The following is a 21,241-nucleotide window of genomic DNA, read 5'->3' as shown; positions in this document are numbered from 1 at the left end:
CGCCACGGTCGACCGACCGGTGCCCGCGCGGTCAGTGCCGGCGGACCGCCTCCTCGACCAGGTCGAGCACCGGGCCCAGGTCACCGGCCGGTCGGCCCATCGCCAGGTGCAGCACCAGACCGTCGTAGGCCAGCTCCAGGAACTGGGCCAGCACGTCGATCGGTACGTCCTCACGCAGCACCCCGGCGTCGCGCTGGCGGGCCAGCCGGTCCCGGGTCGCCTCCGCGATCGCGGCGGACCGCTCGGCCCACCGTTTGGCGAACGCGGGGTCGGTGCGCAGCCGCCGGGAGACCTCCAGTTGGCTGCCCAACCAGCCCGTGGTGTCGGGGGAGACGGCGCGGGCCAGCAGATCGCGCATCACCTGCACCAGACCGTTGCGGGCCACCGTCTCGACCATGGCCGCGGCGTCGTCCTCGGCGACGGCCAGGAAGAGCGAGTCCTTGTCGCGGAAGTGGTGGAAGATCGCGCCGCGGGACAGGCCGGTGGCCTCCTCGAGGCGGCGTACGGTCGCCCCCTCGTAGCCGAGCCGGGCGAAACACGCCCGGGCGGCGGCGAGGATCTCCTGCCGGCGCGCGTCGAGCTGGTCCTGACTTACTCTGGGCACACGTCGATCGTCGCAGGTCAACCCGAGCCACGCAAACCGTACGTACGGCTTGGGATGGTGCCGTCTACCATCGCCCGGTGACCCAGCCCCACACCGTGCCCAGCTCCCCGCTGACGGTGGCCACCGTCCAGGCCACCCCCACGCCGGGCGACGTCGCCGGCAACGCGCTCGTCGCCGCCGACCTGGTCCGTCAGGCCGGCGAACGGGGCGCCCGGGTGGCGGTCCTGCCGGAGTTGTTCCTCTGCGCGTACCACCCGCCGGTCCTCGCCGCCGACCCGGCCGGCACGGACGTCGCCGCCGATCAGGCCGGGATGGTCGCGGATCCCCGGCTCGACCCGCTGCGCGTCGCGGCGCGCGAGGCCGGCGTCACCGCGCTGGTCGGCGCGGCCGTGCGGCACCCGGACGGCCGGCGGACCATCGCGGCGCTGGTGACCGACCGGAACGGCGAGGTGCGGGTCGGCTACGACAAGCAGCAGTTGTGGGGTGACGAACGGGAGCTGTTCACCCCCGGCGATCGCGGTGCCACGCTGCTCGTCGACGACTGGCGGCTCGGGCTGGGCATCTGTTACGACGGCTGTTTCCCGGAGCACGGCCGGGCCGCCGCCCTCGACGGCGCACACGCCTACCTGTGCCCGAGCGGATACCTGGCCGGCTCCGAGCACCGCCGGGATCTCTACTACGCCGCGCGGGCCCTGGACAACACGATGTTCGTGGTCTTCGCCAACGCGGTCGGCGGCGTCGACCCGTGGCGGTTCAACGGTGGCGCGGCCATCTACGACCCCGAGGGGCGGGTGCTGGCTCGCGGGGCCGACGACGGCACGGCGGTGCTCGTGGCGACGCTGGATCCGGCCGTGCTCGCGGCCACCCGGGCGGCCCACTCGATGCTCGTCGATCGGCTGCCGGAGCAGGGTGGCGCGCGGGTGTCGATGCCTGGCTGAGCCCGTCGTCAGGTCGATACCCGCCGCATCTGTTGGCGGACACGTCGGTCCCGTAGGGTGCCCGAGTGCCACTGCTCCTGCTGGACCTGGACAACACCCTGCTGGATCGGGCCGGGCCGTTCCGCCGCTGGGGTGAGCGCTTCCTGGACAGCATCGGCGCGCCCCCCACCGACATCGACTGGCTGGTCTCGATCGACGCCGACGGCCTGACCGACCGCTGGGACCTCGCCGACGCCATCCGGGACCGCTACGAGCTGCGCATTCCTTCGATCGACCTGGTGGAGGAGCTGCACGACGGGGTGGTGGCGCAGACCCGGCTCGACCCGCTGACCGCCTGCGCGCTGCGGATCGCCGACGACGCCGGCTGGGTGCCGGTGGTGGTCTGCAACGGCACCGTACGCGTCGAGGACGCCAAGATTCGCCGGACCGGGCTGGACCAGTACGTCGCGGACTGGGTGATCTCCGAGGAGGCCGGCGTCAGCAAGCCCAACCCGAGAATCTTCGCGCTCGCCGCCCAGCGGGTGCGGATGCCGCTGCGGGGGTCGTGGGTGATCGGCGACAGCCCGGAGGCGGACATCGGCGGCGCCGCGGCCGTCGGGCTGCCCAGCGTCTGGCTGCACCGGGGGCGCACCTGGTCGGACGTCCGGTTCGCGCCGAGCCGCACCGTGGACGGGTTGATCGCCGCGGTCGCCACCGTCCTCGCCCGCTGAGGGTTCCCGCGCCGGCTGTCGCCTCGGCGGTGCTGGCCGCGTAATTCGGTTGACCGGTCGCCGTGCTGGTACGAGCATTGTCCCGCGCATAGTGCGTCCCGGGTGTGTGCCCGGTCGAGGAGAGGGGGTCGGTCATGGCCGTCTTCGCAGGTCGCTTCCAGCTGCCTATCTCAGCCTCGACCAAGGGAACCTCACCACAGTGCGCGATCATGATCTTCCGGCGCTTGAGCGCCGGACCCGCGGCAAGAGCCGCTTCGACGACGACGAACCGCAGTTTCTGAAGCGCGGGCGGCCCACCGAGCCGCCCGCGGACCCGGACAGCGAGCCTGACCCGGACACCGGCGAGCGCTGGTCGTCCTGGGACGACGCCGTCCACGGGCCGCAGCCGCACCCGGCCTGGCTGGTCACCGAACTGGCCGCCAAGGACACCGAGCTGGGTGTGCTGAAGACCGGCAAGGAGTCGGACGTCCACCTGGTCCGCCGGGCGGTGCCCGACACCGACCGGTCCTGTCTGCTGGCGGTGAAGCGCTACCGCGATCCCGAGCACCGGCTGTTCCACCGGGATGCCGGTTACCTGGAGGGCCGTCGGGTGCGCCGGTCCCGGGAGAATCGGGCGATGGCCGGTCGGACGGCGTTCGGCCGGCAGATGATCGCCGGGCAGTGGGCGGCGGCCGAGTTCGCCGCGCTGAGCCGGCTCTGGGAGATCGGCGCCGGCCACGACCGGATCGCCGTGCCGTACCCGGTGCAGTTGCGGGGCACCGAGTTGATGCTGGAGTTCGTCGGTGACGCCGAGTCGGGGGAGGCGGCGCCGCGACTGGCCCAACTGCGTCCCGGCCCGGCCGAGCTGCGTGACCTGTGGGCCCAGCTGGTGGAGGCGCTGCGGGTGCTGGCTCGGGCCGGCTACGCGCACGGCGACCTGTCGCCGTACAACCTGCTCGTGCACCAGGGGCGGCTGGTCGTGATCGACCTGCCGCAGGTGGTCGACGTGGTGGCGAACCCGCAGGGGCCGGAGTTCCTGGCCCGCGACGTTCGGGTGGTCGCCGCCTGGTTCGCGGCCCGGGGCCTCCCGGGTGAGCAGGCCGACAGCGGCCGGTTGACCGGAGAGCTGCTGCGGGAGGCGGGCCTGCGCTGACCGGAGCGGGTCGGGCGACCGTGTCGCCCGACCCGCCGCGCCGGCTATTGCAGGTAGCGCTCCACCTCGGGCTTGGGGCGTTCGCCCTGGGCGTCCGGGTCGCCGTGGGTGTCCCGGGCGGCCCGCCGACGGCGCAGCAGGTCCCAGCACTGGTCGAGGGACTCCTCCAGGGCGCGCAGGCGCTCGCTGGCCTCGCCCTCGGTGCCCGACTCGTGGGCCTGGGCCTCGGCCCGCAGCTTGTGCTCCTCGTCGACCAACTCGGAGATCCGGTTCAGGATGGTCTTGTCGTCCATGCCCCAGAGCCTGGCACAGGGTGCCGGGCGTCGCCCGGATTCGGGGGTACCGGTGCGTCCCGGGTCACTGGCCGGCACCGACCGGGCCGGCCTCGCCGGGCTGGTGCCGGTGCCGCAGGGCCCGGTCGGCGGGGCGCGGGTCGTGGCGCCCGGCGTACCGGCTTCGTCGTCCGACTGAGTGTCCACTCAGGATTCACCAAAACGAAAATATCGACGCCGGTAGGTTTGTGTAGACGGAAATTGCGCTGTCCGCAAGTCTGGAGGTGCCCCCCGTTTGGTGAGATGCTTCCCGTCGGCCCAGAAGGTGAAAGTTTCATCAGCCTGTCCGACCGAAGTGGATCGCTGCGGTCGACGGGACGACGAGGAGACGTGGTTCGATGTCGCAGGTGTCCGAGGCGCGCTCCGCCACCGTCAGCACCGAGCCCCGGACGATCCCGGCACGACGCGCGCTGCCCGCGCTGGTCCGTGATCCGCTGGGCGCGCTCGTCGACTTCGCGGATGCCGCCGAAGGCGAGGTCGTCCGGCTCAACCTCGGCTCGTTCCGCCCCTACCTGGTCAGCCATCCTGAGCACCTGCAACGCGTCCTGCGCGACAACGTTGCCAACTACATCCGGGACGGCGACGGGCTGCTCTGGCGACCCGTCCGCCGGATCGTCGGTGACGCCATCCTGGTCGCCGAGGGTGCGGTCTGGGAGTCCAGCCGAGGCGCGCTGCAGCCGTTGTTCACCGCCAAGCGGGCCGAGACGCTCGTCGACAAGATGGCCGAGGCGATCAACGAGGCCGTCGACGAGTGGCTCGAACCGGCCCGCACCGGTCGCCCGATCGACGGCGGCGCCGAACTGACCCGGATCGTCCTGCGTACCACCATGCGGGTGCTCTTCGCCGACCGGATCTCGGTCCCCGACGCGCTGCGGATCAGCGCCGCGCTGGACACCCTCACCACCGCGATGCTCCCGCGACTGCTGATGCCCGCCGTGCCGTACGCGGTGCCGATGCCCCGCGACCGGCAGTTCCGCGAGGCGGTGCGCACCATCGACGAGGTGGTGCTGCCGATCATCCGGCAGGTCCGGGCCCACCCCACCGACGGCGACGACATCATCTCCACCCTCTGCCGGCCGCGCGCCGACGGCAGCGAACCCGACGAGTACGCGATCCGCGGCGACGTGGTCGCGATGTTCTCCACCGCCACCGAGACCACCATCGCCCTGCTCTCCTGGCTGTGGCCGGTGCTGGCGTCCCGCCCCGACGTGGCCGAGCGGATGACCGACGAGATCGAGCAGGTGGTCGGCGCCGAACGGGTCGGCCGCGAGCACCTGCCCCAGCTGCGCTACGGCCGGATGGTGCTCGACGAGATGCTGCGGCTCTACCCGGCGGGCTGGATGATCCCGCGCACGGCGGTCGGCGACGACATGCTCGGCGGGGTGCGGATCAAGGCCGGCGGTACCGTGCTGGTCAGCCCGTACGTGACCCAGCGGATGCCGACGTTCTGGGACAACCCGTCGCTCTTCGACCCGGAGCGGTTCGCGCCGGAGCTGCCCCGGCGGCGCTACCGGTACTCCTACTTCCCGTTCGGCGGGGGCCCGCATCAGTGCCTCGGGCAGTACCTGTTCCTGCTTGAGGCCCAACTCATCGTCAGCACCGTGCTGAGCCGCTACCGCTTCCGGCTGCGCGAACCGGTGGGCCTCACCCCTCGGATGGGTGCCTCCCTGCAACCCAAGCAGCGTGCCGAGGTCATCCTCACCGCGGTCGAGCGCCCGGCCGCATCGTGACCGAGACCCCGCGACCGGCACCGGCAGCTCATGACGCGATCGCCGAGCAGGGTCGGGTGTGCGCGCTCGCCGTGCGGGGCGTACGCGACCTGCAGGAGGTCACCGCCGACCATCCCGAGCTGTTCGACGCCGCGCCGTTCGACCCGGCGCTGCTCAGCTCGGTGGCCACCACCGTCGCCTTCATCGCGCCCTGGCACACCGCCGCCGAACTGCGCATCACCACCCGTACCGTGCTCTGGGTCTTCGCCACCGACTGGCAGGTCGACTACCTCGCCCGGTCCGTCGACGACATCCGGAAGGTGGTGACCGACTGCCTCGCGGTGGCCGACGGCGCCACGCCGGCACCCGGGCGGCACCTGGCCCGGCTGCTGGCCGACCTGCGCGACGAGCTGGCCACCGTGCCGGCGTTCGCCCGGCTGCGCCCGATCTGGCGCGACGAGCTGGCCCGGATGCTCGCCGCCATGGCCCGGGAGTGGGACTGGAAGAACCTGCCGACCGACCCGACCACCGGGCGACGCCTGCCGGACCTGGACCGCTACCTGGACAACGCCGACAACTCCGGCAGCTCCTTCGTCAACGTCACCCACTGGATCGCCACCGGTGACGAGAAGACCCTCGCCCAGTTGACCGACCTGCTGGACGCCGGACGCGGCGTGCAGCGGGTGCTGCGGCTGGTCAACGACCTCGCCACCCAGGGGCGCGACGCCGAGTGGGGTGACCTGAACGCCCTCTCGCTGGTCGACGACCCGGCGCAGGTGCACGACCGACTGACCGAGCTGACCGCCCGGTCCCGGGGGGACCTGGCCGCCCTCGCCGAGCGGTGCCCCCGCCAGGCGGACTACCTCAACCGGCAGATCTCCTTCACCGGCGGCTTCTACCAGGTGTCGGACTTCTGGGGGGTGCGCGATGAGTGACGGCGCCACCCGGGTGTTCGTCGACGCGGCGACCGCGGCCGACCCGGTCGCCGACGCCGCCCGCGAGCTGATCGCCGGGCTCGGCCTGCGGCCGTGGGGGCAGGTCGCCGCCTCGGTGTACGAGACGGGCCGGCTGGTCGCCGTCGCTCCCTGGCTGACCGGGCACCACGAGCGGATCGCGTTCCTGGTGCGCAGCCAACGCCCGGACGGGGCGTGGGGCCCACCCGAGGGGTACGCGCTGGCGCCGACGCTGAGCGCCACCGACGCGCTGCTCGCCGCGCTGGCCGACGGCCGGACCGGGACGGAGCTGCTCGCCCCGGTGGCCGGTGGGCTCGGCGCGCTCGCCGACATGCTGCTCCGCGCCGACGCCCGGACGCTGCCGGACACTCCCGCGTTGGACCTCATCGTGCCGGCACTGGTCGACACGATCAACGACCGGCTCGCCGGGCTGGAGCGGGCCGTCGCCGACCGGCTGCCCCGCCCGCCGTTGCCGCTGCCCGCCGGGTTGCACCGGGACCGGCTGCGCGCGGTGCGGTCCGCGGTGGCCGCCGGAGCGACGCTGCCACCGAAGGTGGCCCACTTCTACGAGCTGCTGGACGCGGTACCGGCCGACGCCGGCCCCACCCTCACCGCGGTCGGCGCCTCACCCGCGGCGACCGCGGCCTGGCTGACCGCTGTCGGTCCGGCCGCCGGCCCCGCCGCGCATGCCTTCCTGCGGACGTTGATCCGTGACGGGGGCGGCCCGGTGCCCTGCCCGGCACCGATCACCGTCTTCGAGCGAGCCTGGGTGCTGAGCGGCCTGCGCCGCGCCGGGATCGCCATCAACCCGCCGGCCTCCGTGCTGGAGAGCCTGACCGCCGCCACCGCCGGCCAGGGCATCGCCACCGGTGACGGCCTGCCGACCGACGCCGACACCACGTCGGTGTCCCTCGACGCGTTGGCCCGGCTCGGCCATCCGGCGGACCCGGCCAGCCTGTGGGCGTACGAGACGGCTGACGGTTTCTGCACCTGGCCGGGGGAGGACGGCTTCTCGGTCACCACCAACGCCCACGTGCTGGACGCCTTCGGGCAGCACCTGACCCGGCACCCGGGCGCGGACGCGCGCTACCGCCGGGCCGTCGACCGGCTGAGCGGGGTGCTGGCCGGGCATCAGCGCGCGGACGGCGCCTGGCAGGACCGGTGGCACGCCTCGCCGTACTACGCCACTGCCTGTTGTGTGCTGGCGCTCGCCGAGTTCGGGAGGGGTGCGGCCGCCGCCGAGGCGGTGGACCGGGCGGCTGGCTGGGTGCTGAACAGTCAGCGCTTGGACGGCTCGTGGGGGCGGTGGGGCGGCACCGCCGAGGAGACCGCGTACGCCCTGCAGGTGCTGTTGGCGGTGCCGACGACGGTGCCCCGGGTCGACAACGCGGTGGCCCGTGGGCACGCCTACCTGCACGAATCCGCCACCCGGGACCACCGTCCACTGTGGTACGGCAAGGAGCTGTACTGTCCGACAGTGATCGTTCGCGCCGCGGTGCTCGCGGCCTGCCGGTTGGCCACGGATCGGGCCTCCGGCGTGGACCGATCGGTGGTGGATTGCGGTTACCAGGCTACAAAAACAACAACTTGAGGGGTTGTGTGGACACTGCTAGCGTACGCAGAGCCTCAGCCCCGGATGCCCCACCGTGGTGGGACGTCGCCCCCTCTGATCATTCGTTGATGAGCTGAGTCAACGCCCGGCCTGGGACGGTTCAATGCGTTCTCGCGGTACGAGTATCCGCACCAAGGTTGTCGCCCTGCTGCTCTCCCTGGTCGCGCTGTGGATGTTCGCGGCCTGGGTGACCCTGCGCGACGGCTTCAACCTGCTCGGTGTCCAGGTGATCAACAGCAAGGTCTACGCGCCGACCGAGCCGTTGTTGCAGGAGCTCCAGTTGGAGCGGCGGTTGACCCAGGCGTACCTGAGCAACCCCGAGGCCGCGCAGCGGACGGCGCTCGAAGCCGAGCAGCGCAAGAGCGCGGGGCTGGCCGCCGACTTCGCCGACTCGGTGCGTGACTGGCAGGTCGACATCGCCGGAAGTTCCGCACTGGACACTCAGCTCGGTCTGACGATCGCTCAGGTCAACGCGTTGGACCAGACCCGCGCCGAGGTGCTGGACCGCAAGATCGACCGGGTCGCCGCCGCCGAGGCGTACACCACCGCGATCGAGTCGATCTTCCAGATCTACGACGTGACCGGCAGCCTGGACGACAAGCAGATCGCCGGCGAGGCGGCAGCCCTGATCCAGCTCAACCGGATGAAGGAGCTGATCTCCCAGGAGGACGCGCTGCTCAGCGGGCTCTTCGGCAACGGCCGGATGAGCGGGCCGGAGTACGCCCGCTACGTCAGCCTGGTCGCCGCCGAGCGGTTCCTCGGCGACGAGGTCCGGACCCGCCTCGCCGACGCTGACGAGCGCCGCTTCCGGCAGCTCGTCAGCGGGGAGGCGTTCACCCGACTGCGCGCCGTGCAGGACAGCATCATCCGTGAGGGCCGGCCGTCGACCCAGCTACCGATCGGCGCCGAGCAGTGGCGGGGCACCGTCGAGCCGGCGCTGACCGAGGTGAACGACGCCGTCACCGCCGGCGGTGAGGGCATCGTCGATCGAGCCACCGGCGTGGCCGTGATGGTCGTCGTCCGACTGGTGCTCGCCACCGGTCTGGGCCTGCTCGCCGTCATCGCCTCCGTCGTCATCTCGATCACCACCGCGCGGAACCTGCTGCGCCAGCTGGACCGGCTGCGGGAGGCCGCCTGGCAGCTCGCCGACGAACGGCTGCCCCGGGTGGTGGAGCGGCTCGGGCGCGGCGAGGAGGTCGACGTGGCCACCGAGGCGCCCCCGCTGGAATTCGGCACCGACGAGATCGGGCAGGTCGGTAAGGCGTTCAACGCCGTTCAGGAGACCGCGTTGCGGACCGCCGTCGAGCAGGCCGACCTGCGTCGCAACGTCCGCGAGGTCTTCCTCAGCCTGGCCCGACGCACGCAGGCACTCGTACACCGTCAGCTCACCCTGCTCGACGCGATGGAGCGCCGCGAACACGACGCGGAGGAGCTGGAGGACCTGTTCCGGGTCGACCACCTGGCCACCCGGATGCGGCGCAACGCGGAGAACCTGATCGTGCTCTCCGGCTCCACCCCCGGTCGGGCCTGGCGGCGCAACGTCCCGATGGTCGACGTGGTGCGCGGCGCCGTGGCCGAGGTGGAGGACTACACCCGGGTCAACGTGCTGCCGCTCGGGCCGGTCTCGCTCGCCGGCCGCGCGGTCGGCGACGTCATCCACCTGCTGGCCGAGCTGATCGAGAACGGCCTGTCGTTCTCCCCGCCACACACGACCGTCGAGGTCCGCGGCCAGTTGGTCTCCAACGGGTTCGCCCTCGAGATCGAGGACCGGGGCCTCGGCATGAGCGAGGAGGACCTGGCCGCGGCGAACCACCGGATCGTCGACCAGTCCGAGCTGAACCTCGCCAACGCCGCCCGCCTCGGGCTCTACGTGGTGAGCCGGCTGACCGAACGGCACGGCGTGCGGGTCCGGCTCAAGGAGTCCGCGTACGGGGGCACCACGGCGGTCGTGCTGATCCCGCTGGAGCTGGTCACCGAGGCCGACGCCTCCCCGGAGGACTCGGGCTCGTTCCGGGCCGGTTCGGCCATCCCGATGCCGTCGACGCCGGCCCCGGAGAGCGGCAGCCCGATGTCCCTCGCACCGGTCGCGCTCGCCGCGCCGACGACCACCGCGCCGGACGTGGCCGCGACGTCGGCGGCGCCGACGCCAACCGACACCACCACCCCGACGTCGGACGAGGAGGCCGAGGCGGACACCGTTCTCCCCACCCGACAGCGGACCACCCCGACGACCGGCACACCCGACCTGCCCACCCGCGCCCGGCGCGGCCCAGGTCAGCCAGCCCTGGAAGCCCCGACCGTGCCCACCGGCCTGCCCGCCGTCGAGCGCGCCCGCCCGGAGACCCGCGACGCGGAGCCGGTCGCGGCCGGTGACGGTGGCCCGGTGCCCGCCCGCGCCGACGCGGAGCGGACCGACGCCGGCCTGCCCGTCCGGGTCCGACAGGCGAACATCGTTCCCGAGTTGCGAGACGACCCGGCGATGTCGGAGACCGACGACGAGGATGTGGTGCGCCCACCGGAGCAGGTCCGCCGGATGATGAGTTCCTACCAGACCGGCACCCGGCGTGGGCGAACCGACGCGGCTCGGCTGCTCGGCGGCGCCTCCGGCGCCCCGGCGGCGACGCCGTCCGAGCCGACCGACGAGGATCCACAAGCGACCTGACCGAGCACCGATGACGCGGGTTCCCGCGCGGTGTGACGGTCAAGCCCCAAACGAACACGGCGCACAGCCGGGCGAGAAGAGGACGACGAAGTGACCCAGAAGACGGCTTCGAGCGCCGACCTGACGTGGTTGCTGGATGACCTGGTGGGCCGGGTGAAGCAGGCCGAACACGCGGTCGCGCTCTCCACCGACGGCCTCCTGATGGCCTCCTCCCAGGGGTTGAGCCGAGACGACGGCGAGCACCTGGCGGCGATGGCGGCCGGCATCCAGAGCCTCGCCCGAGGCGCCGGCAAGCGTTTCGGTGGCGGGCAGGTGCAGCAGACCATCATCGAGATGCAGTCGTCGTTCCTGTTCGTCACCGCGGCCGGCCGCAATGCCTGCCTGGCGGTGCTGGCCAGCGAGGACGCCGACGTCGGTCTGATCGCCTACGAGATGGCGATGCTGGTCACCCGCGTCGGCAAGTACGTCGCATCACCATCGCGTGGCACTGATCAGCAGGTCGGCGAGAGGTAACGGCGATGACGGTCCAGGGGGAGTCCGCAGACCATCAGTGGGTGGATGACCATGCGGGTCCGGTGGTGCGCCCGTACGCGGTGACGCGCGGTCGGGCCCGCCCGGTCACCGGCACATTCGACCTGATCTCCCTGGTCACGGCGACCCGAGCCGAGGTCACGCCCGAGGTGGGTCTCGGCCCCGAGCATTTGGCGATCGTCGGGCTGTGCCAACGCATACAGTCCGTCGCCGAGATCGCCGCCCATCTCGACCTGCCGGTGGGCACCATCCGGGTGCTCCTCGGTGATCTGGCAGCCCGCAGCCTGGTGCAGGTCCGCGAGCCGCAGACCACGGCCGGTCTTCCCGACAACAGCATCTTCGAGGCGGTAATCAATGGACTACGGGCACTCTGACCGGCCGGCGGGAGCGACGCCACTGCCCACCGCGATCAAGATTCTGGTCGCGGGCGGCTTCGGCGTGGGCAAGACGACCATGGTTGGCGCGGTCAGCGAAACCCGGCCGTTGCGGACCGAGGAGGTGCTGACGGAGTCGGGGGTCGGCATCGACGACCTCTCCGGTGTGGAAGGCAAGACCACCACCACCGTGGCCATGGACTTCGGCCGGATCACCATCAGCGACGACCTGGTGCTGTACCTGTTCGGCACCCCGGGGCAGGACCGGTTCTGGTTCGTCTGGGACGAGTTGGCGTTGGGGGCGATCGGCGCCGTGGTGCTGGCCGACACCCGCCGGCTCGCCGACTGCTTCCCCTCGATCGACTACTTCGAGGGTCGGGGCACGCCCTTCGTGGTGGCGGTGAACTGCTTCCAGGGCGCGCGGACGTACCGGCTCGACGAGGTGCAGGCCGCGCTGAACCTGGACCCGGGCGTGCCGGTGCTGCTCTGCGACGCCCGGCAGCGGGAGTCCAGCAAGGAGGTGCTCGTCACGCTGATGGAGCACGCCATGAAGACCCGCGAGGCCCGCCGCCGCGCCGCCAGCGGAGACTGACCCGAGGTTTGTCGGGGGACGGTGTCCGGAACGCTGTCGGCCGATCGTCATGCTGGTGACACCCCGAGAAACCAGGGAGCGACCAGATGAAGTTCATGATGTTCGTGTGCAGCGACGCCGAGCCGGACACCGACCCCACCGAGTTGCCCGACATCGACAAGTGGGTGGCGGAGAACGACTCACGGGGTCGCCGCCTGACCGGCGACGCGCTGGCCCCGACCAGAGCGGCCACCACCGTCCGGGTTCGCGACGGTGAACTGCTCGTCTCCGAGGGCCCGTTCGCGGAGACCGCCGAGGTGATCGTGGGCTTCGACCTGCTCGACTGCGCCGACCTGGACGAGGCGATCGAGGTGGCCCGCACGCACCCGATGGCCCGCGAGGGGCGGCTGGAACTGCGCCCGTTCGCGGACCTGCCCGACTGACGACGATGTTCACCCCGCAGCGCCGTCCGATGCCTACCCAGGCACCGGCCGGCGCGGCGGCGGCGGCCGTCGCGGCCGCCAGCGTCGAGGCGTACCCGCGGATCGTCGCGACCCTGATCCGGGTGACCGGGGACTGGGCGTTGGCCGAGGACTGTGCCCAGGAGTCGTTGACCGCCGCGCTGGAGCGCTGGCCCGCCGACGGTGTGCCCGCCAACCCGGGCGGCTGGCTGATGACGGTGGCGCGTAACTGGGCGATCGACGTGCTGCGCCGCGCCACCGTGGAACGACGCAAGCTGCACGACCTGGCGTTGCTCACGCCGGACGAGGCGTCGCCGGAGCCGGAGGTGGGCCAAGACGTGGTGGACGACCGGCTGCGGCTCATCTTCACCTGCTGCCACCCGGCGCTCGCCATCGAGGCCCGGGTGGCGTTGACGTTGCGAACGGTCTGCGGCGTGCCAACCGCCGACATCGCCCGCATCCTGCTGGTCAGCGAGTCGACGATGACCCGCCGGTTGACCCGGGCCCGCACCCGCATCGCCCAGGCGGGCATCCCGTACCGGGTGCCGAGCGGGCCGGCGCTGACCGAGCGGCTACCCGGCGTCCTCGCCGTGCTGTACCTGCTGTTCACCCGGGGCTACGTCGCCGACGGCGAACCGGCGTTCGCCGACGAGGCGGTCCGGCTGGCCCGGCTGCTCGACCGGCTGATGCCCGAGCAGTCCGAGGTCGCCGCGCTGCTGGCGCTGTTCCTGCTCCACCACTCCCGTCGGGACGCCCGCCGCGACGCCGCCGGCACCCTGCTCACCCTGCACCGGCAGGACCGCGACCGGTGGGACCGCGCCGCCATCGCCGAGGGCCTGGCCACCCTCGATCGGGTACGCCACGACGGGCCGTACGCGTGGCAGGCCCGGATCGCCGCCTGCCACGCCACCGCCGCGTCGGTCGACGACACCGACTGGCCGACGATCGCGCGGGCCTACGACGCGCTGGCCGACCTCCGTCCCTCGCCGGTGATCGCGCTCAACCGCGCGGTAGCGCACGGGTACGCGTACGGGCCAGCCGCCGGGTTGGTCCTTCTCGACGCGGCCCGCGCCGGGGGTGGGCTGGACGGCTACCCGCTCGCCGTGGCGGTGGAGGCCGACCTGGTGGCCCGGCAGGGTGACCGGTTGCGCGCGGCCAGCCTGTTCCGGGAGGCGGCGGCAGCGGTCGGCTCGACCGCCGAGCGCCGTGCGCTGCTCGGCCGGGCCGAGGAACTCGCACCCTAGACGTTCGGGTTGGCTGTCGTGCGTCATGGTCCGGCCGTGCCGGCGACGCCGGTCGGGGCAGGAAAGAGCGGGCCGGGTAGATCTTGGACAGTTTCCGTTACCACGTAACGGAAACTGTCCAAGATCTCAGCTTTCGGGGGTGACGCGGCTGGGTCGTGCCGGGACCTCGCGGAGGTTCAGCCGCGCTTGGCCAACACCAGGAATCGGGCCCAGGCCGCCGGGTCGAAGGCGAGCGCCGGACCGGCCGGGTCCTTGGAGTCGCGTACGCCGATGACGCCGGGGAGGTTGTCGGCCAACTCGACGCAGTTGCCGCCGTTGTTGCCACTCTTGCTGCTCTTGCGCCACCGAGCGCCGGTCAGGTCCATGATGCTGCCGCTTCTCTGATGAGTTTGAGGGACTGCGCCCGAGACAGGACGCCATCGCGAATGCGCTTCCACGTGGGTCGAGCGTAGCGAGGTCGGCGGTCTTGTCGATGAACTGCGCTAGCGCACTACTCGGCGACGAAGGTTCCTGAGCCCGGTACGCCAACCACCAGTCCGCGCGACTTGAGAGCGTCGACGGCACGGGCGACGGTCCGTCGGGCTGACCCGTACTCCTCCGCCAGCGCGTCATACGTCGGAAGGCGTGAGCCCGGCCGGAACTCCCCGGCGGCGATGCGTCGAGTTAGGTCGTCCTCGATCTCTCGGGCCGTGTACGGGATGGGCACGGACGTCATGGTCCTTCCTACCCGCTGAGGTCCTGCTTGCACCTGTGGCACTGCTTGCCCTTCTGGCACTATTGGCACTACTTTGAGGTAAGGCGCGGCCCGTGGTGGACATCGAGTCGGCACGGGTCGCTGCCGCAAAGGGGCGTGCCGCCTCCAGAGGAGGCGGGCGCCCGCCCGTCGTATGGAGGTGGTGCCGGTGCTGTCCGAGGAGAAGCCGATGCGGGTGCCCGTCAACGTCGATGCGTGGCGGTGGCCCATCCGGACCGAGCGAATCGAGTGTGGAGAATGCGGCGAGGTGCTGCCGGTTGAGCGGTTCACGGCGCTGTCTGAGCTGGCCGAGAGCCTCAGTGCGCACGCGTCGCGCTGTCGTGTCTTCCTCTGAAGAGTTAAGCGGCCGGCCGCCCAGACCCTGTTCGATGACAGCCGACCCGACGGGCCGCGGCAGCCGTCGTATCGTGCTCCCGGCCGCGCCGCCGAACGTCGTACCCGAATCACGCTGGCGGTCCCGGTGCGGCCCGGCGGTCTCGCACACCGCCGACGGCCCGCTGTGGACGTGCGACGCCTGCGGTCGCGACTGGCCCTGCCCGACGCTGCGAGCTACCCCGACGGACGCCACCCGCCGCGCGACCCTGATCCCCGAGTTCTCCCGGATCACCCGCCGGGCGATCCGTGACCTGCGCGGTCAGCCGGGCGGCCCCGATCCGGTCGCCATCGTCCGCCGTTTCCTCTGGTTCCTACCCCTCACCGACGAGGAGGCGCGCGCGGTCGCACTACGGCTGCGCTGAGCGTTCACCCCGGCGAGCGGATCGAGTCACACCACCAAGATCGGTACGTCGTACTTCTGAATGCGGTCGTCCCGGGTGACCAGGGTCAGCCCCTCGTGCAGGGCCTGCGCGACAAGCATCCGGTCGAAGGGGTCCCGGTGGATCGTCGGCAGCCGACCAGCCGCGATGGCGTGATCGTGGAGGATCGGGAGTTCCCGCAGTTCGGCGTCACGAATCCGCTCGGCGAGGTCGGCAGGGCCGGCCAACTTGCCCAGCGACTGTTTGATCGCGACCTCCCACAGCGTGACCGGGCTCAGGTACACATCGGGTTCGGCGTCGATGCGGTCCTTGACGTCCGTGGCGAGGCCCGGGTCGTCGGTCAGCCACCAGAGCACCACGTGCGTGTCGAGCAAGAGCCTCATCCGGACAGCCCGAAGTCGCGAGCAACCTCGTCGTTGACCTCGTCGGAATCCCAGTCTCCGGTGAGGTCCAGCGCACCGCGCAGAGACCCGCGACCAGTGCGTGTCGTACGACGAAGAGGAACGACTTTGGCGACCGGGTTACCAGCCCGACTGATCACGATTTCCTCGCCGTGCTCGACCCGTTCGATGATGCGTGACAGGTTCGTCTTCGCATCGTGGATGTTGAACTGTGCCGCAGCTTCACCGGCCACCATGACACCTCCTTAGCTAAGAGGTTAGCCCGGGGCGGGGGGTCGGCACGGGAACGACGCAGGCTCCCTCCCGCCGAAGGGCGGGAGGGAGCCTGGTGACATCGGTACGTCAGTTGGCGATCATGCGGCGCAGCACGAACTGCAGGATGCCGCCGTGTCGGTAGTAGTCCGCCTCGCCCGGGGTGTCGATCCGCACCACGGCCTCGAACTCCACGCCGGTGTCGGTGGTGACAGTCACCGTGCGCGGGGTCTCGCCGTCGTTGAGCGCGGTCACCCCGGTGATGGTGAACGTCTCGGTGCCGGTCAGGCCGAGCGACTCGGCGGTGACGTCCACCGGGAACTGCAGCGGCAGCACGCCCATGCCGATCAGGTTGGAGCGGTGGATCCGCTCGTACGACTCGGCGATGACCGCCCGGACGCCCAGCAGCATCGTGCCCTTGGCCGCCCAGTCCCGCGACGAACCCGAGCCGTACTCCTTGCCGGCCAGGATGACCAGCGGGATGCCGGCCTCCTGGTAGGCCATCGAGGCGTCGTAGATCGAGGTCTGCTCGCCGGTGAGGTGGTTGACGGTGAAGCCGCCCTCCACCCCCGGAACCAACTGGTTGCGCAGCCGGATGTTGGCGAAGGTGCCCCGGATCATCACCTCGTGGTTACCCCGGCGGGAACCGTACGAGTTGAACTCGTGGCGCGGGACGCCGTGCTCGGCCAGGTACGTGCCGGCCGGGGAGTCCGCCTTGATCGCACCGGCCGGCGAGATGTGGTCGGTGGTCACCGAGTCACCCAGCTTGGCCAGCACCCGGGCGGCGGAGATGTCCACGACCGGGCTCGGCTCCTGCTGCATGCCCTCGAAGTACGGGGGCTTACGCACGTAGGTGGAGTCGTCCGCCCAGGCGAACGTGTCGCCGGTCGGGGTGGGCAGCGACTGCCAGCGCTCGTCACCGGCGAAGACGTCCGAGTACGCGGCGCTGAACCCGGTCGCGCCGATGGCCTGGGCGATGACGTCCTGGATCTCGGCGCTGTTCGGCCAGATCTCCCGCAGGTACACCGGGTTGCCCTCGGAGTCCTCACCGATCGGCTCGTTGGCCAGGTCGATGTCCATCGTGCCGGCCAGGGCGTACGCGACCACCAGCGGCGGTGACGCCAGGTAGTTCATCTTGACGTCCGGGTTGATCCGGCCCTCGAAGTTCCGGTTGCCGGAGAGCACCGAGACCACCGACAGGTCGTGCTCGTTGACCGCGGCGGACACCTCCTCGGGCAGCGGGCCCGAGTTGCCGATGCAGGTGGTGCAGCCGTAGCCGACCAGGTTGAAGCCGAGCTTGTCCAGGTACGGCGTGAGGCCGGCCCGCTCGTAGTAGTCCATGACGACCTTCGAGCCCGGGGCCAGGGTGGTCTTCACCCACGGCTTGCGGGTCAGGCCCTTCTCCACGGCGTTGCGGGCCAGCAGCGCGGCACCGATCATCACCTGCGGGTTGGACGTGTTGGTGCAGGACGTGATCGCGGCGATCACCACGGCGCCGTGGTCCAGCTCGTACTCGACGCCGTCGCTGCCGGTGACCCGGATCGGGTTGGTGGCCCGGCCACCGGCCCCGGCGGCGGCCGTCTCCAGGTCGCGCGGCTCGTCGGCCGGGTCGCTGAACTCGTTGGCCGGCGGGTCGCTGGCCGGGAAGGACTCGGCGCTGGCCTCGTCGGCCGGGCCGTTCGCGCCGCGCGGCAGCTCCTCACGGGCGACGCTCGGCTTGAGGTCGCGCTCGTTGGTGGAGTCGTCGGCCACGTAGTCGGTCAACGCCGAGCGGAACAGCGTCTTGGCGCTGCCCAGCGGCACCCGGTCCTGCGGGCGCTTCGGGCCGGCGAGCGACGGCTCGATGGTGCTGAGATCCAGCTCCAGGCGCTCGGAGTACTCCGGCTCGGCGTCCGGGTCGTGCCAGAGGCCCTGCTCCTTGGCGTACGCCTCGACGAGCGCGACCTGCGCGGCGTCGCGGCCGGTCAGCTCCAGGTAGCGGATGGTCTCACCGTCGATCGGGAAGATCGCCACGGTGGAGCCGTACTCCGGGGACATGTTGCCGATGGTGGCCCGGTTGGCCAGCGGCACGGCGCTCACGCCCGGGCCGTAGAACTCGACGAACTTGCCGACCACACCGTGCTTGCGCAGCATCTCGGTGATGGTCAGCACCAGGTCGGTGGCGGTGGTGCCGGCCGGCATCTCGCCGGAGAGCTTGAAGCCCACCACCCGGGGGATCAGCATGCTGACCGGCTGGCCGAGCATCGCGGCCTCGGCCTCGATGCCGCCGACGCCCCAGCCCAGCACGCCCAGGCCGTTGACCATGGTGGTGTGCGAGTCGGTGCCGACAACCGTGTCCGGGTACGCCTGGCCGCCCCGCTCCATGATCGTGCGGGCCAGGTACTCGATGTTGACCTGGTGCACGATGCCGGTGCCCGGCGGGACGACCTTGAACTCGTTGAACGCGGTCTGACCCCAGCGCAGGAACTGGTAGCGCTCCTTGTTGCGCTCGTACTCCAGCTCCACGTTGCGGGCGAACGCGTCCTCGCGGCCGAACAGGTCGGCGATGACGGAGTGGTCGATGACCAGCTCGGCGGGGGCGAGGGGGTTGACCTTGCTGGCGTCGCCGCCCAGCTCGCGGACGGCCTCGCGCATGGTGGCCAGGTCGACCACGCAGGGCACGCCGGTGAAGTCCTGCATCAGCACCCGTGCCGGGGTGAACTGGATCTCCACGCTCGGGGCGGCGGTGGGGTCCCACCCGCCGAGCTGGCGGATGTGGTCGGCGGTGATGTTCGCGCCGTCCTCGGTCCGCAGCAGGTTCTCCAGCAGGATCTTCAGGCTGTACGGCAACCGGGCGTGGCCGTCCACCTTGTCGATCTTGAAAATCTCGTAGCTCGCGTCTCCGACGCGTAGCTGGGTCTTCGCACCGAAGGTGTCGAGGCTCGCCACGTCGTACTCCTTCACACCAGCGACCGTGAGTAGTCCTGAGCAGTCTGTCGCACCGGTCGGGGTGCCGCCGAGGTTAGGTGACACTTACCGCCCGATTCCGCTTTCAACAAAACCGTACGTCCGTCTTGCTATATGTGCAACCCGGCGTCACGAGCCGGCGGGCCCGCGACCGCACCGCGCCGACAGACCGGCGGGGTAGGGTCGGGGACCGATCGGAAGGGGTGCCGAGTGATCGACGTTCAGCACTGGCTCTCGGCGCTGCCTCCAGGCGTGGTCTACCTGCTCGTCGCCGCAGTGATCGGCGTGGAGAGCATGGGCGTCCCCCTGCCCGGCGAAATCGTCCTGGTCAGCTCCGCACTGCTCGCCGCCACCGGCGTGGTGGAACCGGAGTGGGTGGCCACCGCGGCGGCGTTCGGCGCCATCGTCGGCGACTCCATCGGGTACGCCATCGGCCGACGCGGCGGCCGTCCGCTGCTCGTCCGGCTGGGCAGACGCTTCCCCAAACACCTGGGCCCGGCGCAACTCGCCCGCGCCGAACAGAGCTTCGCGCGGCACGGCGTCTGGGCGGTCTTCTTCGGTCGGTTCGTGGCCCTGCTGAGGATCCTGGCCGGGCCGCTCGCCGGGGCGCTGCACGTGCCGTACCGCCGCTTCCTGGTGGCCAACGCCGCCGGCGGGTTGGTCTGGGCCTTCGGCACGACGTACCTGCTCTACTCGGTGGGTCGCGCGGCCGAACACTGGCTGAAGGACATCTCCTGGGCCGGCCTGGTCCTCGCGGTGCTCGCCGGGCTCGGCAGCACCTGGTGGCTACGCCGCCGCGCCCGCCGCGTCGAGGCGGCCGAGGTCGCCCCCGGCGTCGAGCCGGCCCGCGCGGGCAGCGATCACTGACCCCGGCATGCCGAACGGCCGGACCCATCGGGGTCCGGCCGTTTGCTGTTGGGTGTGGGTCAGCTGACGTAGTAGCCGCGGGTGGCGCTCCAGTACCTGGTCCACGAGGGGCCGCCACCAGGCAACGTCTAGGCTGTGACCGGAAAGGGGGTGGAGCATGGTCGCTTCCTGGCGCCGGGCGCTCGCTCCTTCTCGTCCCAGGGCTGGCCGATGAGCGCAGTGGCATTCCTGAACATCGCCCTGCACGGGCACATCAACCCGACGCTGCCGGTCGTGGCCGAGCTTCTTCGTCGTGGTCACTCCGTCACCTACCACACGACGCCCGCCTACGCCGAGGAGATCGAGGCCACCGGCGCGCAAGTGCTCCTCTACGCCGGGGACGACATACCCCTCTCCGGCCCGCCGACGCCGGTCACGCTGATGGAGCAGCTCGTGCGCACCGCCATACGTGTGCTGCCCGCCGTCCTCACTGACCTGCGTGGCACCCGGCCTGACCTGATCGTGCACGACTCCCTGTGCCCGTGGGGGCCGGTGGCCGCCCGGGAACTCGACGTGCCGGCAGCATCATCGTTCACCACGTTCGCGTTCAACCGGCATGTGCCCAGCCCCACCCGCGGTTCCTGGGAGCTGCTCGCCGCCGCGGCGTCGCTGCCCCGCCCCGTCGGGGGGTACCTGAGGTCTCGGTGGGAGCTGCGCCGCCGGTACGACACGCGTGCGGTGCCCCTGGTCGACCTGGCGAACATCCGACAGCCACTCAACCTGGTCTACACCTCGCGGGCGTTCCATCCCGAGGCCGACAGTTTCGACCAGTCGTACCAGTTCGTCGGGCCGAGCATCGGTGCCCGTCCAGCAGACTCGTCGTTGCCGGTCGACAAACTGCGGGACCCGGTGATGTACGCCTCCCTCGGCACGGTGTTCGACGCTCCTCGGCTGCTGCGCTGCTTCGCCGACGCGCTCGCCCCGCTCGGTGGCACCGTGATCGTCTCGACCGGACACACCGACCCCGTGGCGCTCGGCCCGCTGCCGACCAACGTGATCGCCCACCGTTCCGTGCCGCAGCTGGAGGTGCTGGCCCGCGCGGCGCTGTTCATCACCCACGGCGGGGTGAACAGCGTCAACGAGGCTCTGTACACCGGAACCCCGATGCTGGTGGTGCCCCAGGGCGCTGACCAGCTGCTGGTGGCGTCCCGCATCGCCGAACTCGGTGCCGGCCTGTCGATCCGTACCGAGGACGTCTCGGTGGAGGTCGTACGCGCCCTCGCCCAGCGTCTGCTCGACGAGCCCCGATTCCGGGCCACCGCGAGCACCCTGCAGGTCGCCCAGCGTCAGGCAGGCGGCTATTCGCGTGCCGCCGACGTCCTCGAGACCTATGTGCGGCAGGCGGGCTCGGTCACTCAGCCGGGCTCGGCCGAGCTGCCACCGCAGGGCTGACC

24 protein-coding genes are annotated in these 21,241 nt (G+C 71.5%); 17 read left to right on the top strand and 7 right to left on the bottom strand.

Annotation, left to right across the window (positions count from 1 at the left end; translation table 11 throughout):
- Window positions 1-31: 31 nt before the first annotated feature.
- Window positions 32-604, bottom strand: a complete 573-nt coding sequence (locus tag QCZ28_RS19810) for a TetR/AcrR family transcriptional regulator (RefSeq protein ID WP_030337284.1) — start codon at window positions 602-604, stop codon at window positions 32-34.
- A 77-nt stretch (window positions 605-681) separates the two neighbouring features.
- Between QCZ28_RS19810 and QCZ28_RS19805 the strand changes: the two genes are divergently transcribed.
- From QCZ28_RS19805 to QCZ28_RS19795, 3 genes are all read left to right on the top strand, one after another.
- Window positions 682-1,542 carry a carbon-nitrogen hydrolase family protein gene (locus QCZ28_RS19805; protein WP_279518049.1) on the top strand — a complete coding sequence of 287 codons (861 nt, stop codon included), beginning with the start codon at window positions 682-684 and terminating at the stop codon, window positions 1,540-1,542.
- Between the two features lie 65 nt (window positions 1,543-1,607).
- Complete coding sequence (locus QCZ28_RS19800; RefSeq protein ID WP_279518048.1) at window positions 1,608-2,252, top strand: HAD family hydrolase; 645 nt, start codon at window positions 1,608-1,610, stop codon at window positions 2,250-2,252.
- A 199-nt stretch (window positions 2,253-2,451) separates the two neighbouring features.
- The gene (locus tag QCZ28_RS19795) at window positions 2,452-3,384 is read left to right on the top strand and encodes an RIO1 family regulatory kinase/ATPase (RefSeq protein WP_279518047.1); all 933 of its coding nucleotides are present in this window, start codon (window positions 2,452-2,454) and stop codon (window positions 3,382-3,384) included.
- Between the two features lie 44 nt (window positions 3,385-3,428).
- Here QCZ28_RS19795 and QCZ28_RS19790 read toward each other — a convergent pair whose 3' ends face one another.
- Window positions 3,429-3,677: a DUF2630 family protein gene (locus tag QCZ28_RS19790; protein ID WP_030337278.1), complete on the bottom strand. Its 249-nt coding sequence runs from the start codon at window positions 3,675-3,677 to the stop codon at window positions 3,429-3,431.
- On the opposite strand from QCZ28_RS19790, the gene QCZ28_RS19785 reads away from it, so the two are divergent.
- From QCZ28_RS19785 to QCZ28_RS19740, 10 genes are all read left to right on the top strand, one after another.
- Window positions 3,676-3,855, top strand: coding sequence for a hypothetical protein (locus tag QCZ28_RS19785; RefSeq protein WP_279518046.1), 180 nt, complete (start codon window positions 3,676-3,678; stop codon window positions 3,853-3,855). The two genes, QCZ28_RS19790 and QCZ28_RS19785, sit on opposite strands and share 2 nt — an antisense overlap.
- Before the next feature lie 253 nt (window positions 3,856-4,108).
- On the top strand, window positions 4,109-5,446 hold the full coding sequence (locus tag QCZ28_RS19780) for a cytochrome P450 (RefSeq protein WP_279518085.1): 1,338 nt from the start codon (window positions 4,109-4,111) through the stop codon (window positions 5,444-5,446).
- Complete coding sequence (locus tag QCZ28_RS19775; protein ID WP_279518045.1) at window positions 5,443-6,360, top strand: terpene synthase family protein; 918 nt, start codon at window positions 5,443-5,445, stop codon at window positions 6,358-6,360. Before QCZ28_RS19780 ends, QCZ28_RS19775 begins: the two co-directional genes overlap by 4 nt.
- Window positions 6,353-7,969, top strand: coding sequence for a prenyltransferase/squalene oxidase repeat-containing protein (locus QCZ28_RS19770; protein WP_279518044.1), 1,617 nt, complete (start codon window positions 6,353-6,355; stop codon window positions 7,967-7,969). Before QCZ28_RS19775 ends, QCZ28_RS19770 begins: the two co-directional genes overlap by 8 nt.
- A 124-nt stretch (window positions 7,970-8,093) precedes the next feature.
- A complete protein-coding gene (locus QCZ28_RS19765; protein ID WP_279518043.1) occupies window positions 8,094-10,652 on the top strand; it encodes a nitrate- and nitrite sensing domain-containing protein in 2,559 nt (852 codons plus the stop codon).
- A 90-nt stretch (window positions 10,653-10,742) separates the two neighbouring features.
- Window positions 10,743-11,165, top strand: a complete 423-nt coding sequence (locus tag QCZ28_RS19760; protein ID WP_091403761.1) for a roadblock/LC7 domain-containing protein — start codon at window positions 10,743-10,745, stop codon at window positions 11,163-11,165.
- A gap of 5 nt (window positions 11,166-11,170) precedes the next feature.
- Window positions 11,171-11,557: a DUF742 domain-containing protein gene (locus tag QCZ28_RS19755; RefSeq protein WP_030337267.1), complete on the top strand. Its 387-nt coding sequence runs from the start codon at window positions 11,171-11,173 to the stop codon at window positions 11,555-11,557.
- Window positions 11,538-12,149, top strand: coding sequence for an ATP/GTP-binding protein (locus QCZ28_RS19750; protein WP_030337265.1), 612 nt, complete (start codon window positions 11,538-11,540; stop codon window positions 12,147-12,149). Before QCZ28_RS19755 ends, QCZ28_RS19750 begins: the two co-directional genes overlap by 20 nt.
- A gap of 95 nt (window positions 12,150-12,244) precedes the next feature.
- On the top strand, window positions 12,245-12,571 hold the full coding sequence (locus QCZ28_RS19745; protein WP_279518084.1) for a YciI family protein: 327 nt from the start codon (window positions 12,245-12,247) through the stop codon (window positions 12,569-12,571).
- Window positions 12,572-12,600: 29 nt separating this feature from the next.
- On the top strand, window positions 12,601-13,833 hold the full coding sequence (locus tag QCZ28_RS19740) for a sigma-70 family RNA polymerase sigma factor (RefSeq protein WP_279518042.1): 1,233 nt from the start codon (window positions 12,601-12,603) through the stop codon (window positions 13,831-13,833).
- A 176-nt stretch (window positions 13,834-14,009) separates the two neighbouring features.
- Here the strand turns inward: QCZ28_RS19740 and QCZ28_RS19735 are convergent, their stop codons facing one another.
- Both QCZ28_RS19735 and QCZ28_RS19730 read right to left on the bottom strand, forming a co-directional pair.
- A complete protein-coding gene (locus QCZ28_RS19735) occupies window positions 14,010-14,198 on the bottom strand; it encodes a DUF397 domain-containing protein (protein ID WP_279518041.1) in 189 nt (62 codons plus the stop codon).
- A gap of 125 nt (window positions 14,199-14,323) precedes the next feature.
- Window positions 14,324-14,548: a winged helix-turn-helix domain-containing protein gene (locus QCZ28_RS19730; protein ID WP_279518040.1), complete on the bottom strand. Its 225-nt coding sequence runs from the start codon at window positions 14,546-14,548 to the stop codon at window positions 14,324-14,326.
- Between the two features lie 187 nt (window positions 14,549-14,735).
- Between QCZ28_RS19730 and QCZ28_RS19725 the strand changes: the two genes are divergently transcribed.
- Complete coding sequence (locus QCZ28_RS19725; protein ID WP_279518039.1) at window positions 14,736-14,921, top strand: hypothetical protein; 186 nt, start codon at window positions 14,736-14,738, stop codon at window positions 14,919-14,921.
- 34 nt (window positions 14,922-14,955) lie between these two features.
- Window positions 14,956-15,324, top strand: a complete 369-nt coding sequence (locus tag QCZ28_RS19720; protein WP_279518038.1) for a hypothetical protein — start codon at window positions 14,956-14,958, stop codon at window positions 15,322-15,324.
- A 26-nt stretch (window positions 15,325-15,350) separates the two neighbouring features.
- On the opposite strand, the gene QCZ28_RS19715 is transcribed toward QCZ28_RS19720, so the two are convergent.
- The 3 genes from QCZ28_RS19715 to QCZ28_RS19705 all read right to left on the bottom strand — a co-directional run bounded on the left by QCZ28_RS19715 (window position 15,351) and on the right by QCZ28_RS19705 (window position 18,938).
- The gene (locus QCZ28_RS19715; protein ID WP_279518037.1) at window positions 15,351-15,725 is read right to left on the bottom strand and encodes a type II toxin-antitoxin system VapC family toxin; all 375 of its coding nucleotides are present in this window, start codon (window positions 15,723-15,725) and stop codon (window positions 15,351-15,353) included.
- Entirely contained in the window at window positions 15,722-15,979 is a 258-nt protein-coding gene (locus QCZ28_RS19710) for a type II toxin-antitoxin system prevent-host-death family antitoxin (RefSeq protein ID WP_279518036.1), read from the bottom strand. The genes QCZ28_RS19715 and QCZ28_RS19710 overlap by 4 nt, the downstream gene beginning before the upstream one ends.
- Window positions 15,980-16,085: 106 nt before the next feature.
- Window positions 16,086-18,938, bottom strand: coding sequence for an aconitate hydratase (locus tag QCZ28_RS19705; protein WP_279518035.1), 2,853 nt, complete (start codon window positions 18,936-18,938; stop codon window positions 16,086-16,088).
- A 213-nt stretch (window positions 18,939-19,151) separates the two neighbouring features.
- On the opposite strand from QCZ28_RS19705, the gene QCZ28_RS19700 reads away from it, so the two are divergent.
- Together QCZ28_RS19700 and QCZ28_RS19695 are read left to right on the top strand one after the other, a co-directional pair.
- The gene (locus QCZ28_RS19700) at window positions 19,152-19,808 is read left to right on the top strand and encodes a DedA family protein (protein WP_279518034.1); all 657 of its coding nucleotides are present in this window, start codon (window positions 19,152-19,154) and stop codon (window positions 19,806-19,808) included.
- Between the two features lie 210 nt (window positions 19,809-20,018).
- Complete coding sequence (locus QCZ28_RS19695; protein WP_279518033.1) at window positions 20,019-21,239, top strand: macrolide family glycosyltransferase; 1,221 nt, start codon at window positions 20,019-20,021, stop codon at window positions 21,237-21,239.
- The last annotated feature ends 2 nt before the right edge of the window (window positions 21,240-21,241 follow it).

Origin of the sequence: Micromonospora sp. DH14 (assembly GCF_029809455.1) — a bacterium.
In the GTDB taxonomy this organism is placed as follows: Bacteria; Actinomycetota; Actinomycetes; order Mycobacteriales; family Micromonosporaceae; genus Micromonospora; species Micromonospora parva.
This window is presented reverse-complemented; position numbering and strand designations above follow the sequence as displayed.

Coding starts and splice junctions, on each gene's coding strand:
- QCZ28_RS19745 (WP_279518084.1), top strand. CDS start 12,245: ATGATGTTCGTGTGCAGCGACGCCGAGCCGGACACCGACCCCACCGAG.
- QCZ28_RS19730 (WP_279518040.1), bottom strand. CDS start 14,548: ATGACGTCCGTGCCCATCCCGTACACGGCCCGAGAGATCGAGGACGAC.
- QCZ28_RS19790 (WP_030337278.1), bottom strand. CDS start 3,677: ATGGACGACAAGACCATCCTGAACCGGATCTCCGAGTTGGTCGACGAG.
- QCZ28_RS19710 (WP_279518036.1), bottom strand. CDS start 15,979: ATGGTGGCCGGTGAAGCTGCGGCACAGTTCAACATCCACGATGCGAAG.
- QCZ28_RS19750 (WP_030337265.1), top strand. CDS start 11,538: ATGGACTACGGGCACTCTGACCGGCCGGCGGGAGCGACGCCACTGCCC.
- QCZ28_RS19740 (WP_279518042.1), top strand. CDS start 12,601: ATGCCTACCCAGGCACCGGCCGGCGCGGCGGCGGCGGCCGTCGCGGCC.
- QCZ28_RS19765 (WP_279518043.1), top strand. CDS start 8,094: ATGCGTTCTCGCGGTACGAGTATCCGCACCAAGGTTGTCGCCCTGCTG.
- QCZ28_RS19770 (WP_279518044.1), top strand. CDS start 6,353: ATGAGTGACGGCGCCACCCGGGTGTTCGTCGACGCGGCGACCGCGGCC.
- QCZ28_RS19695 (WP_279518033.1), top strand. CDS start 20,019: ATGAGCGCAGTGGCATTCCTGAACATCGCCCTGCACGGGCACATCAAC.
- QCZ28_RS19715 (WP_279518037.1), bottom strand. CDS start 15,725: ATGAGGCTCTTGCTCGACACGCACGTGGTGCTCTGGTGGCTGACCGAC.
- QCZ28_RS19735 (WP_279518041.1), bottom strand. CDS start 14,198: ATGGACCTGACCGGCGCTCGGTGGCGCAAGAGCAGCAAGAGTGGCAAC.
- QCZ28_RS19755 (WP_030337267.1), top strand. CDS start 11,171: ATGACGGTCCAGGGGGAGTCCGCAGACCATCAGTGGGTGGATGACCAT.
- QCZ28_RS19720 (WP_279518038.1), top strand. CDS start 14,956: ATGACAGCCGACCCGACGGGCCGCGGCAGCCGTCGTATCGTGCTCCCG.
- QCZ28_RS19785 (WP_279518046.1), top strand. CDS start 3,676: ATGCCCCAGAGCCTGGCACAGGGTGCCGGGCGTCGCCCGGATTCGGGG.